The organism is Arthrobacter sp. RT-1, assembly GCF_003367205.1.
Taxonomy (GTDB): domain Bacteria; phylum Actinomycetota; class Actinomycetes; order Actinomycetales; family Micrococcaceae; genus Arthrobacter.
This window is the reverse complement of sequence record NZ_QRGQ01000007.1, coordinates 57,040-70,152: the sequence shown is the minus strand read 5'-3', so window position 1 is coordinate 70,152 and position 13,113 is coordinate 57,040. Positions and strand designations below refer to the sequence as shown.

General features: G+C 60.4%; 9 protein-coding genes and 1 pseudogene. 4 read left to right on the top strand and 6 right to left on the bottom strand.

Annotated features, from left to right (window positions below; translation table 11 throughout):
* Positions 1 to 300: 300 nt before the first annotated feature.
* A pseudogene (locus tag DXK94_RS07905) lies at positions 301 to 1,390 on the top strand (transposase).
* 224 nt (positions 1,391 to 1,614) lie between these two features.
* Here the strand turns inward: DXK94_RS07905 and DXK94_RS07900 are convergent.
* Positions 1,615 to 3,213 carry a hypothetical protein gene (locus tag DXK94_RS07900; RefSeq protein WP_220272963.1) on the bottom strand — a complete coding sequence of 533 codons (1,599 nt, stop codon included), beginning with the start codon at positions 3,211 to 3,213 and terminating at the stop codon, positions 1,615 to 1,617.
* Between the two features lie 420 nt (positions 3,214 to 3,633).
* Here DXK94_RS07900 and DXK94_RS07895 point away from each other — a divergent pair, with 420 nt between their 5' ends.
* On the top strand, positions 3,634 to 4,131 hold the full coding sequence (locus tag DXK94_RS07895) for a Gmad2 immunoglobulin-like domain-containing protein (RefSeq protein WP_115524553.1): 498 nt from the start codon (positions 3,634 to 3,636) through the stop codon (positions 4,129 to 4,131).
* Positions 4,132 to 4,630: 499 nt separating this feature from the next.
* Here the strand turns inward: DXK94_RS07895 and DXK94_RS07885 are convergent, their stop codons facing one another.
* From DXK94_RS07885 to DXK94_RS21915, 4 genes are all read right to left on the bottom strand, one after another.
* Positions 4,631 to 4,942, bottom strand: coding sequence for a protealysin inhibitor emfourin (locus DXK94_RS07885; protein WP_115524551.1), 312 nt, complete (start codon positions 4,940 to 4,942; stop codon positions 4,631 to 4,633).
* Positions 4,939 to 6,015: a M4 family metallopeptidase gene (locus tag DXK94_RS07880; protein WP_220272962.1), complete on the bottom strand. Its 1,077-nt coding sequence runs from the start codon at positions 6,013 to 6,015 to the stop codon at positions 4,939 to 4,941. Before DXK94_RS07880 ends, DXK94_RS07885 begins: the two co-directional genes overlap by 4 nt.
* Before the next feature lie 170 nt (positions 6,016 to 6,185).
* Positions 6,186 to 7,070: a serine protease gene (locus DXK94_RS07875; protein ID WP_115524549.1), complete on the bottom strand. Its 885-nt coding sequence runs from the start codon at positions 7,068 to 7,070 to the stop codon at positions 6,186 to 6,188.
* A 508-nt stretch (positions 7,071 to 7,578) separates the two neighbouring features.
* The gene (locus DXK94_RS21915) at positions 7,579 to 7,692 is read right to left on the bottom strand and encodes a pentapeptide repeat-containing protein (protein WP_115524697.1); all 114 of its coding nucleotides are present in this window, start codon (positions 7,690 to 7,692) and stop codon (positions 7,579 to 7,581) included.
* 59 nt (positions 7,693 to 7,751) lie between these two features.
* On the opposite strand from DXK94_RS21915, the gene DXK94_RS07865 reads away from it, so the two are divergent.
* Positions 7,752 to 8,561: a PIG-L deacetylase family protein gene (locus tag DXK94_RS07865; RefSeq protein WP_181884772.1), complete on the top strand. Its 810-nt coding sequence runs from the start codon at positions 7,752 to 7,754 to the stop codon at positions 8,559 to 8,561.
* Positions 8,562 to 9,614: 1,053 nt separating this feature from the next.
* Positions 9,615 to 11,879 (top strand): hypothetical protein, encoded by a 2,265-nt coding sequence (locus tag DXK94_RS07860; RefSeq protein ID WP_115524547.1) that lies wholly within the window; start codon positions 9,615 to 9,617, stop codon positions 11,877 to 11,879.
* A gap of 2 nt (positions 11,880 to 11,881) precedes the next feature.
* Here the strand turns inward: DXK94_RS07860 and DXK94_RS07855 are convergent, their stop codons facing one another.
* On the bottom strand, positions 11,882 to 13,108 hold the full coding sequence (locus DXK94_RS07855) for a GNAT family N-acetyltransferase (protein WP_181884771.1): 1,227 nt from the start codon (positions 13,106 to 13,108) through the stop codon (positions 11,882 to 11,884).
* Between the last annotated feature and the right edge of the window lie 5 nt (positions 13,109 to 13,113).

Genomic DNA, 13,113 nt, shown 5'->3' with positions numbered 1-13,113 from the left:
TGGACAAGGAGTGCGTGCCGCGCTTGGCTCTTCTACACCCTCCACTTGATCGCCGATCAGGCGTACGCCAATACACCTGTGGAGAGACACGGAACTAATTTCAACCGGACGTACACAAGCCCTCCCCGGCCCTCCCACAGAGGAACGAGCCGGGCTGACTTCGACTACCCCTTACCCATGGTCATAACAAGCGAGGACAGGGGAGGCGGAGGGGACTGTCTGGAATAACGGCGTGTGGGGTCCGGCCTGATCCGAAAGGAGACGGCCGTGTCAGAGTCCACGACCGAGATGACAGGGGTGATGATCGATCCTGTGACGGGAGAGATCATCGATCAGAAGGAGCTTGCGGAGCGGTTGCTCGCGCAGGCCAAGGAGCAGGGCGTGAGCCTGGTAGGCCCGGGCGGGTTGCTGAACCAGCTCACGAGGAACGTGCTGGAGACCGCGCTGGAAGCGGAACTCACCGAGCACCTCGGGCACGAGCATGGCCAGACGCCGGTCGGCGCTAACATGCGGAACGGCACCAGGTCAAAGACCGTGTTGACCGAGGTCGGCCGGTCGAGATTGAGGTGCCCCCGTGATCGAGACGGCTCGTTCGAGCCGGTGATCGTGCCCAAGCGGAAACGGCGTCTGGACGGGATTGATCAGATCGTGCTCTCTTTGTCCGCCCGGGGGTTGACCACCGGGGAAACCGCTGCGCATTTCGAGGAGGTCTATGGGGCCAAGGTTTCCAAGGACACGATCAGCCGCATCACGGAGAAGGTCGCCGGGGAACTGGCTGAATGGTCGGCCCGGCCTTTGGATCCGCTCTATCCGGTGTTGTTCGTTGATGCGGTCGTGGTCAAGGTCCGTGACGGGCAGGTGCGCAACACCCCGTTCTACGTGGTTATGGGGGTCACCACTAATGGGGAGCGGGAGATTCTGGGCGTCTGGGCCGGCGACGGGGCGAGGGTGCCCGCTTCTGGCCGGACGCCAGCACCGCGACGGTATCGTTAAGGCGCTCAAGCCGGTTTACACGGCGCCGTCCGAGCAAGCGGCGAAGGACCGGTTCGCCGAGTTCACGGCTGAGTGGGGCCAGCGATATCCGGCGATCGTGCGGCTCTGGGAGTCCTCCTGGGCTGATTTCGTGTCGTTCCTGGAGTACGACGTGGAGATCCGGCGGGTGACTGCACGACGAACGCGATCGAGTCGATCAACGCACGCTACCGAAGGGCGGTGAGGGCCCGCGGGCACTTTCCTAACGAAACCGCTGCCCTGAAATGCCTGTATCTCGTCACCAGGTCCCTTGATCCCACCGGCGGCGATAGGGCACGCTGGGTGATGAGGTGGAAGCCTGCGCTAAACGCGTTCGCGTACCTTCGCCGGCCGGTTCGAAAGAACCACTCAAAAGTGAAAACCGGCCGGAGCTTACACACCGTTTATCGGACAGTCCCAGGCGGAGTGGCCAAATTGGAATGCTCTGTCATTAGGCAGAGGAAGTAGCGCGGGTTGGCGCGTTTTAGCCGCCCCAGTCGGGGTCTTGGCGGCCTCGGCACGGCGATGAAGGCGCTGGCATTACTGGGCTGGGGGAGGCTATCGGTCCAGAGTGTCCGAAGCTATATCTTGTTGCAGGTGCTTTTACTGTGACAGTGATCTGGGGGTGACGGTGAGGCGTATGCCTGCCTTTTTTCCAAGGAGGTCTTTTGCGAAGTCGGGGACTCCGATGTGTCCTTGCCAGCGATATGGAGTGGGGTCGGTGTCCTTCAGCTGATCTACATGCTTCGGATTCCAGTCTCGAAGGGCGGTCGGGATAGTGCTGTTCCAGGCAGCCCAGGCTTTCGGTAGGGGACGGCCTGCAGACGGAGGTTCTATGTCAACGAGGAGGGTGTCTTGCCAGTCCTCGGTCTGCTCCAGGTGATCGTCAAAGAAGAAATGTCCCTCTTTCTCCCTGATGGACATCAGCCTCAGTTTGAGGGCATGACGCAGCCGCGGCACTTCCCTGCCTCCGACGCGGGGTCGTGGCGCTTTAGACGAGAGGAATGTTGTTAGCAACGGGACGGGCGAATCGATGGGGTCTCCCTCTTTCCAGTGCTCGACCTGGACCGGACAAAAGTGGGCGGCGCTTTGTTCGTGGACTAAGACCGGGAGCCCCCGTATGGCCAAGCCAACGTCGAGTTGGAACTCAACCTGGGGCGGCGCGGCTCTGCCGACCGTAAAGCCGATCAGTTCCGCCTCAATTTTTAGATCGCCGAAGAGGAAACGCTGAAGATTCTGGTAACCCTCTTCCGAGTTGACGATGCCGTAGCGTCCGCTGTGGCTGCGGTGCACCACTGCAAGCGGCGCTCCCCGGACTGCTGCGTTATCGATTTGTACCAGCCCGTCGCTTCTAGCGCCCACGGCTTTCGAGGACAGACCGAGTGCGACGTCATAATCTTCCGGGTTTGACCCGATCAAGCAGAACAATTCGTCAACCGGGAACCCATCCTCCGGCATCTCCGTCCCTTTGAATTCACTCCGCGTCTTTACCTTCCTAAGCAACGGCGGGGTGAGGTATTCATACATACGGTCAGGCCCGAAGATGTCTGCCCCTTGGAAGCCCGTTGCGTCACGGACCCGCTCCAGCAATCCGAAACCTACATCGAAACGGATTCCGCCGTGTGGCGTGGCGTAAGTGAACACCCTGGCCACGTACTTAAGACCGGCAGCTGGGTCTATTCTCCCGTTTTCGTCCGCGAGGCTTTCCGGTATCACACGTTGCAGGAGCGAGCGACAAATGAGTCCCCCCATGGAATGGGCGACGAGGAAGACCCTTGGCGCGCCTGTCTTTTCCAACACCAGCTTGATCAGGTTGAACAGGTCGCGAGCCGCGTCCTCGAAGGAGAAGCGCTCTGGATTCTCCGCAAAGGTATCAGCTGAGTCATCGTAGAAACGGTGTATCCATATCGATGCCGCGCTCACCGAGCCGGCGGTGGCGCTGTTGAGAAAAGTCCATTGATCCCCATGGACCAGCACCTCGTACTTATGATCTGTCACCAGGCGCAGCATCGGTGATTCGAACTGGTGGAACTGTGCCCTTCCGTCGCTGTCCGCACGGACATGGACGGAACCCTGGCTGAAACCGTAGAAAGGATCATCAACAGCGCTGTTGATCGCGCCACCGGTACCAGCAAAACCTCGGACGTAAATCACCGGGAGCCGGCCGTCACGACCGGGAAGATCCCTGTTGTTGCCGGCCACGGAGGGTAGATGCAACTTAGGGAGAAAGCGTTGAAGTACCTGTCGCATGGTTGTAGCGGATCATGGGGGGCGTTACGGCTGCGTTACTGGCCTCGTCTTTAAGCAGGCCGTTGACCTTACGCCATGGAAGTACACGCCCTTAGTTTGCCGGTGAAGAACGGGGGAGCCAGGCAAAAAATGTTCGAAGCTTCTCCTGACGTGATGAGGACAGCTGGCTCGTCTGTCATTCGAGAAACCAGGCGACCGGATCCATGGGGCCCGTATGGCTGAGACTGCCGGTCGGGCAAATCGCGGGCCTGCTTATGTAACTACACACCACCGCATAGCATATAACGCGGCAGTAACGGGTGGGATGGTGAAGTCTTCCTGTACACACAGCAAGGATGGTTCTTGCAAAACTGATCTCATAAGGAGGTAGGAATGGCCCCGCTACTCATTGAAGTGCGCCAGCCGACGCCGAATGACGTCATAGGGCGAGAATTTACGATTGCCGGTTTCGGCACCGGATTCGAAGCGACCGTCCTATGGCGGCTGTTGGACAGGAACGGTCAAGGCGTTGCGCAGGGAAACATCCAGGGCGCCGGTTCCATGGGAGTCATCAAAGACTTCGGCCACCAGGTCTCGATCGGCGGTTACACTGCCCGTGCAGCCCCTATGACGCTTCAGGTCTTCGGCGACGATGCTTCCGGTATTCATCCCCCAGGGACAGACCTGAACCTCGTTCCAGTCACGCTGTTTACGGCTTTGGAAGGCTTCAAGCTCTACGAAGTCGTGGCAGGCGATAACCTGAGTAAGATCGCTCGCGAACAGGGTCAAAACACGACCGTCGAGGACGTAATCCAAGCCAACCGAGACCGCATCGACAACCCCGACCTCATCTTTCCAGGTCAGATCTTCCGTATCCCGCTGCTAGCCTGAGGTAGATGCTCTGTGGCTCGAGTGGCCGGGCACTAAGCGCTATGGGTGCAGTAATCCCGGTACCTAAAATGCCTTTGTCAGGCAACAAGCTGAGTTGCTGCTCCCCGCTTTTACTGTTGTAACCAGATGCGGTTACTCCTGGTGTCCTGGTCCGCCCGGCAAGACGCGGTGATCTTCTCCGGCTCGTCTCCGGTAACCTTCGCGTTCTCTGCTGTCCCCTGTGCCTTCGACTCCGACGGTGGTCTCGTCTTCGGGTTCAACACGAAGGAACTAACCTTCAGCGAGCAGGAGCCGAGAACGGCGGAGCCGGCACCAGGAATCTGCACCATAGTCTGTGCTTCACGGGCAAGCTTGCTTTATCTAAGGCCAGCCATCGGCTCCACCCGTTGGTTGAGGAGGAGCTGCATTTTCTCATGGAACGTTAGCCGTGCTGATAGAAGCATCGGGAAGAGTAAGCGAACGAAGGGAGAAGCCTCTGGGATGCCCACAGTACTACGGACTACAGCTCAATGGACTCAACTCGTTCGGCGCGGCCGTCAACCCATCCTAGTAGTTGGCGGACGCCCTCAGGAAGCGACTCCTCAGTGAAGTGAAGGCTGCGTTGCTGGCCGGATTCTTCCCAGGAGATGTCGTAGAGCTGGGCATCCGGCATCCCCCGGGTGGAGCGGGATTCTTCCAGATTTTTCAATCCGGCCTGATCGAATTTGGCTGCGAACTCGTCAGCGTCCTGCCGCGGCAAGGCGGCTGCATCGAGTTCAGTCCGGGCCACGATACCTGCGATACCGCCGCCCCTGCGGACTATCAGTTTCACGTGAGAACCCCGACCTCCTTCCATGCCTTCTTGACGACCTTTTCCTCGGCAGAGCCGAACATTGTGGCGGCGACATCCACTATCGCCGCCGCTGCCTCGTCGAACTGTGTGTTGGGCCGAAGACGTGTCGTCAGGGCCTCGTACCAGATCTTTCCGGCGACATCCCAAGCGTAGCCACCCAGCTCGGTGGCCGCCAGATAAAAGGCGTGGTTGGGGATACCGGAGTTGATGTGCACACCTCCGTTGTCGTTGCGCGGATCGTTGTCATCGGGTAGGTCCACATAATGGTCCATGTGCTTTGGCTGTCGGTCGCCCGAGTGTGACGTGCCCGGGTTGCTCATCGAACGTAGAGCCTTGCCAAGAGTGGGGACCAAGATCCCCTCGCCGATAAGCCAGTCCGCTTCGTCGGCTGTCTCTTTGAGGCTGTATTGCTTGACCAGTGAGCCGAACACATCCGAAAAGTGTTCATTCAAGGCTCCGGACTGCTTGCTATACACAAGTCCGGCGGTAAATTCCGTAACTCCGTGGGTGAGCTCGTGGGCGATGACATCCAAGGAGCGCGTTAGCCCGCCAACCTGGAAGATCCGGCCACTGCCGTCACCGTAAACCATCTGCGAGCCGTCCCAGAAAGCATTATCGAAAGCCACACCGTAGTGGACAGTGGACACGAGCTCCATCCCAGCGCCGTTCAAGGAATCCCGTTTGAGGACATCCCGGTAAAACTCATATGTTGTCGCGCTACCTGTGTAAGCCTGGTTCACCGCTTCATCCTGGACTGGCGGTTCTCCCCATCCCCGTGCCCGGACTCCGGGAAGGAAAGATCGGCCCATTCTTTGGTTGTCATAAACAGTTTGCCGGCGGTCCGGGGTGACGCCGAAGCCGGCGATCTGTGCGATGTTCAGGTTTAGTTGGCGGCTGAAACGGCCCATGACAGCACGCTGAGAGCGGATGGCGGCCGACGTAGCCAGCGCGCGGACAGCGGCCTCTCGCTCGGGCTGCTTGCCATTGACCGCAAGCAGGGCAAGCAGATCGGGAGGAGCAATTTTGCAGCAGGGCCGATGGATGTCTAACACGATGTCCCCCTTAGGGGTAGAAGTTGATTGACTTGTGGACGCACTCGGGCTCCCGAAGGTGAGAGACATCCTTGCCCTCGGCCCCGGGTGAACACCGTTGTCGATGTGGACTGCATGATCAGACACCAATAACGTGACTGACAGGGATCCGATAGACGCAATTTGGTCAGTTACGCGGGCCAGTTCGCCTGGCCGTGCCGGACCAGGTCTACGAGTGCGCTCCCAGCGGAGTACACCAGTCGAGTCGGATCCAGTCCGTCTTTTTCCTGACCGCTCAGGACACCGACGACGTAGGGGTTCGCTGTGTGCTGCCAGAGGGGGCCGCCGGACCAGCCAGGTCCGAGATCGGCGCGCAAGGCGAACTCAAGCTCCTTGCCGGGGCTGTCGTTGTCGATGTCCCGGACGCCCATGTCGAGTTCGACAGCTGGCCGTTCGCCGTAGCTGCCGGGGTATCCGGAGGAGACAAACCGCTTGTTGTAGTAGTCGTTTTCGTTGCCGAAGGACGCCGCCCCCATCCACCCGAGGGCCCTGCCGAGGGGGTTATAGAGCCTGCAAATGATGTAGTCGTAGCCAGTGACGCTTCTGTTCGTGTTGTAGCCGTGGTAGGTCTGAACGAATGAACTGCCGAAAGGACGCGACCCGTTCCTGTAGGCGGGAACAAACTCCATGTTCCAATTAGCAGCTCCCCAAGGGGCGACATGCCCAGCTGTTAGCAGTAGATTCGGGCCAACGAGAACCCCGCTTCCGCGCTTGCCATTGCTGTTGAAGACGATGCCGACGGTGCACATCGGATACAGCATGGGGTTCGGTTCTTCGTGCACTCGGGGTGCAACGAACGTCTGACCCTCCACCTCGAAGGTTTCGTCAGAGGAAGGTTCGGTGACGGTAGCCCACGGGGGACAGTACGGCTCGGTTGTTTGCTCGGCAGAAGGGAAGGACTCAGGAGGGGTAAGCTCGATCTGTTCCTGTCCCGGAATCACCCTGAGCAGCGTCTTTACGTCCTCGGGAATCTCGGGGCGATCCAAGAGGTTTAGCGAATCGGTTACGTCGGTCATTTTCTTTCCTTCAGTCTGCTGTAGGGGAGTTTTGAGTTTTGATGTTTTGGTGAAGGTTCGAACAGATCTGCGCGCCGGCTAGGTGGTAATCTTTACCCGTTCTGACCAGCGATCTTGTGTCAGGAGCGCCCCACTCGAATCTGATACCGCCTGCCCTCTGCAGCATTCTTCTCCACTCGTTTAGGCTCCCTCGGTCGATTCCAGGCGGCCTGGTTTGTACCGAGCCCGGTCCCGGGTGCTGCGGTTCATTGCTGCCCCTGTTGCTCGTCAAACTCCCCTCTGCTGTGAGGCTCTTCCGGGGAACACGCATGATCAGCCTCTATGGCTGAGGACCGGACGATGATGAACGACGATATTTAGACCAGCGTTACCGGGGCGTTATCGCATGGTCAGACCCCGAAACGAGTTGTTCGTTTCCTCACGAAGCCAATCTCCTGCTGGCTGATGGTTAGGAGCGCCCTCGCGCAGGTGCAATGGCGCGCGGGAGGTCGCAGGCGTCCCGGACATGCTATTCAATTGTTTTGCGGTCATTATTAAGGGCGCCGCTCGAATCCGCTCCTGATACATCAGCATTAGTCATCCGTGCCTCATAACAGTTAGCGCCATTCAGCCTTGCCCGTATAGTTGCGCCGCTGCGATACGTATACTGGTCAAATCACGTTGGACGCCGAGGGGTGGGTCGTGGAAGACGCTTTTGCTAGCCCTCCCCTCATCGTCGTCCTCTCACCCCATCCCGACGACGCGGTTTTCAGTGCGTGGGACGTGCTGCGGCGGGGCCGGCAGGTTGTAGTGATCACGGTGTTCGCGGGAATCCCCGCACCGGGATTCGTCACGCCGCTCGATAAGATGCACGGCGCATCAGAATCGGCGGCCTGGGCGGCCCGGCGTCGGCAGGAAGACGAAGCCGCGATCTCGTCTGCAGGGTGCGGGCTCGTGCACGCCGATTTGCTGGATTTGGGCTACCGTCTGCACGCGGTACCCAAATTGCGCGCTGTTGCAGGCAGCGAGCCCGACGGGCTACTCGCCGTGGGCAGGCGCGAGACCGCTATCCGGATCGGCCTGGACGTCATCGATGCAGCGATAGGTGCACGTATCGAGCGGGACATGCTCGTGTATGTCCCTGCCGGTATCGGCGCGCACCCAGATCATCAGGACGTGGCTCGCTACGGGGTTGACTTGGCCCGCCGGGGGCAGAGGGTGCGGCTGTACGCCGACTCCCCCTACTACCTTAGGCACGGTCTGCCGTCATGGTTCGCTCCACGGCCCAACCCGGAGGCGGACGAAGCAGTCAAAGCGGCGCTAGACAATCTGGGGGTCGACGAGCAGCAACTATCACGGAATGCAGTCCGCTTGTCGGAGGAAGCGATTACCGCAAAGATGGCGGCAATGCGTGCCTATCTTACGGAGTTCGAAGCGATCGATGCCGACTTCGGTGGCATTGCCAGCGATGCGGACCACATGCGCTACGAGACGTACTGGGCCGTGTCATGAGTCCGTCTATAAGCCCGTCGGACTCATAGGCACGGAGAGGTCCTTTAGCTGGTCTTCCCGACCGCTCAAGCAAGCAGACTTCGTATCGCACTGGACCGCCGCCCTGCAGACACATGAAGTGGCCGCCGCCATCACGGCCAGGCGGAACGGCCTAGCCAGACTGTCCAGGCACCATCTGGACAATTGGAACTCCCTTGTGGAGGGCTCGAGCTACCACCAGCCGTGCCCGCACTCTTTGATCTGCAATCGTGCAACGGCCCATTGCGCAATGAGGCAGGAGGTGCTGTGGACGACCAATTCGCTGTCAACAGCCGGGGGACAATCCTGATCGGTTATCCGCTGTCCTAACAGGAGGGCATTATCTTGCGCGGGCTGCGGGGTAGCCCTTGGGCTCCTGATCACATCACCAATAACGCCAGCGTAACGCGCTCGTCCCTAACCTGACCCTGTGGGACTAACCGGGCATGTCCTGGAGTAAACGCCAAAAAGTTTTGTAGCTGAAAGAAGGCCGAGCACCCGTCCGCTGCCCAGCCAATGGTTATGAGAGGTGCAAACAATGGCCCGAGCAGATGCAGAAGGAGAAGCTTTCGTAACCCCAGGTGCTGCCGCCATATGGTCTTTCAACGCAATGGCCGCCGTGCCCACACCGTTTACTCTGCCGGAGGATCTTATTGAGGCGCAGGCAGGTGCAGTTTCATTCAGAGACGGAAAGACTGGCACCGCAAATTTGATCTGTCCCTTAGAGGCCGGGCTACAGGGCAAGCACCTCCGCAGTCTTCGCCTCACTTATCGTGACCCTGACGCCGGAAGCGGCCTGGATGAACCGGACAGGCCCGATAGAACCAACGTGAGTGCGGTACTCCGGTTCGTGCCCATGATTGGTGGCGCTGCTTCCAACATTCCATACCGCAATGTGAGCTCAAACGACCTCGGGGCACCTGGAGGGAAAGGCGACCTGAGACGGCACACACACCAATCTGGGTCGGCCGGCCACACGATCGAGACCAACCTCGATTTTGCACGCAACCACTATTGTCCAACAGGGGGCTGACTATGGTCGCAATCATTGCGGTGATCCAGAACGGCACTGAGGTGTCCCGTTCCAGCTGGGCCGATGTGGCCGCCGATTATTTTCAGGAAGCCGTGCGGCTTATTTCGGGCGACGTAGTAGATGCCGGTGTTGAGTTCTTCGCTGATGATGAGGTCAATCGCCTACTTGCGACATTGGACAACGATGTCGCGTGCATCATATTCGCCACAAACTCGCTCACGTCTGACCGAGTCAACCGTGCCGTGGCGGACCACCTTGAGAAGTTGCATGCCTACATCGACCGTGGTGGCGGCGTCATCGTGCTTCACCAGTGGCTCGACTCGCTGTCGTCCGTCCTGCCACACGATCTGTGCCCGGCCATGGCGACGCGCACCAGTCCGGCCCCTGACCCTACGCCGGTATATCCGCCACAAGTGAACGATATGGACGACATCGTATTGCACTACCCAATAGAGGTGGCGTTCGACGGACTACGCGACGGCGGCTTCGAGTTCGGGCCGTCGTGGCTGTTCTTCAAGGCACTAGTGCGGCCCACTCTTCCCGACCTTTTCAAGCTGGTGCTGGTGCGTAACGATACGGAAGCCCTCCTGGTTCGCACCAACGATCATGTGCCGCAACGCGTTGTTGTCTGCACGCCGCTGCTCGATTGGCAGGGCAACACCGCGATGCTCGCCAACCTCATCCGCTGGGCAGCCTTCGGTTCGCCGATCCGACTGCTCCGCGTCGGCGAGAATCCTGCCCCGAGGAAGCTTCTGCACTGGTGGCTGGGCTTGGACCGGTCATCAGCAGTGTCGAGTGCGCCGGCGCAATCTGGCGAGCTCAGCAGGGCTGAACGCTGGCTGCTCACGAACCCGCAGTCGGAGGTCGAGCTCTTCGTCATTCCTCCCGAGAACCTGGCGCTTTTAAAGGATCGCCCCGAGGTCCTGTGCTTCCTCGAACGTGGCGGTACGATGCTCACCACCGACGTGGCCACTGAACTTCCGGCCACCAAGATTACCGCTTACGTCGGTCGCTACACTAAACGTGAGCTTGCCCGGGGCCTGTACGCCAGGATGCGCTCGGTGGGCGGTTGGGACACCGTAGATTCAGCCCACCGTTTACGCAATATCGCCGCCGTCCTGACCTTATTGTGGGTCGACGAATTTAATCGCACGCCCGGCGCGGTGTCGCCGGGGGAGATCAGCGGCGTCGTCGACGAAATCCTTGAACGGTTGGCGATACCCCGTCATCAGGAAGATCTTTCGTCCAGCATCGCGCTGGCCCAGGTTGTGGCGTTGCTCGACTCATCAGAACGGTCCAACCTGAACTTGATCGACGCGATGCTGGAACGTAGGCTCGCCCAGCAGTTCGATGTCCGGCTGCAGATTTTGGCTGTCCGAATTGGGTGGTCCCGCAACGCCGATCAGGATTATTTGCAGGATGTGCGGGCCGCCCTGGTCGACGCCGTACCCGCCCTGAGCCGGGTGGCACCGGTGGTACGTGTCCTGGACTCGATCGCGCTGCTGCACCAGCTCGGTTTACTGCACGCTGATCGTGGGTGTGTCAAAGGGCTAGCCGAATTGATTGCCGATCAGCTGGAGCGGTTCCCACCACAACCGGAGGTGGGCTGGGCCTCGGTGGAAGCAACGGCCGACGTCGTGCGGGGCGTGCTAGCAATCTTAGATCTGCTCGGCCAGGATTACCCCGAGGTCGCCGAACGCTTGGCCGAGCATGCGGTTGCGGGTGCGCAAGTTGTCTTGCGTGAACTCGGCCGGGGAAAATCGACACCAGATGCCCGGGATGTAGGGCGACGGGCCCGCCTTACGCACGCACTTCTGCTCGCGGTAGATTATTTTCCCGTCGGCGTACAACGGCTGACGACTCTGCAATGGCCAGACTCGTCCGCTGTCACTGCCGGCGCGCCCTCTACACAGGGTGCTTTGATCGATCACCTGGTCGCCGAGAACAAGCGCCTTCGCGACCTCGAGCAGCAGCTATCACAGGCGCGGCTGGCTGCCATCGTCGGCCGGGGGGGAGTGACATGGCTCCCCGCACTCCTGATTGTCGTTTTGGGCATTGCGGTCGCCGTGGAAGTGGGATCCGATTCGGTCCTAAGTCTTCTGGGCAACGTCAGCCTGCTCGTGGGCACTCTGTTGACCCTCTTGGGATTCTTGTTTGACGAATTAAACAAAAAACACCTGCTGGCCGCTTCGGGGCAGTCGCTGCTAAACCTCCTCAAGAAAGCCGTAGAGCTTCTGGGCTCGCTTGGTAAGCTAAAGGGCCGCTAGAGCTACCAGTCGGTGACCGTCCACGGCCCAGGCCTTAGTCCGAATAGGGCGTCGGCTCGGGCCAGCGCGCCGGGCCGGCACTCGCGCACCCGGCCGGCGGCGGCTAGCGTTGTCATCGTTGTGTCCCCCAGGTAAGCGGCCGCCAGTGCAGCGATGTCCACCACCATGTCCGGTGGAGCGTCGGTTCGCACGCAGGCGATGGAATTCGGCGCCACAGTCAGTTCGTAACGGCCGGCGTTTTCCCTGATGTGCCGGTCGTGAACCTCGAGCAGCAGGCGGTCGTGCACCGCGTAAGCTCGGGTGCTTAGCGCGGCAGCGATGTCGAGTATGCGCAGCCACAGGAAATCACGCACGCCGGTTGTGCGCAGACCGCGGGGATCGGATAACAGCCAGCGTAGCGGCTCGTCTAGAGGGACGTTTACAGCCCGGACTGTCCGGGCTTGGGTGAACGTCGCCGCATATACCCACAGGTCCCGCCTGGCATCATTAGTGACGGTGATAAGGTCCTCGATGACCAGCTCGCCCACCGGCTGCTCGCGCAGGTCTTCGGGCTGGAGGCGATAGGTGAGATAGCCCTGCGGCACCCCTTCGTCGTCCTGGTAGAGCGCTACAAAGCGTGGTCCGTCTCCGATCCTATAGAGCGGGCGGTCGAGGAACCACGTCCGCCAGAAATCAGTGCGCCGATGGACCTGTCCGGGTTGTCGGCGACGGTGGCGGTCGAATATGCCGGGGAGCTGCGTCGGTAACTCGTCGGCCTCGAGCATTCGGACCGTACCAGTTCGTTCGGGTGCGGCCAGGCGCAGGCTCCGCGGGTGCAACTCGACGGCAGCCGCCCGCGACACCGGCGCGTAATCCGCAGCAGTGACCAGTCCCGGCACTGATGTAGTCGCCACGACAAGCACCTCACCGGCCTGCCGCAGGTCTTGCACCTGGCGGGTCAGCAGCGCGGTAGCCAAACCGCGCCCACGGTGGGTGGGAAGCACCCCTGTCAAGGTCGCGCGTGCCGCCGGCACAACGGCAGGACCGCATACGGTGAGTTCGAGGGCGTCCGAGGCCGTGCCCCCCACAATGACGCCGTCCGAGCAGAGCGCCAGCGCGCGGTCGAGAGGATAGGAAATTCGTGCATCTTCAACGGACTGCGGCGTCACGTGCCGTCCGGCTGCGTTCTCCAGCACCCGGACGAATTCAGGGAACTCCGATTCCTCGATCGGTCGAATGACTTCCGACACACTGC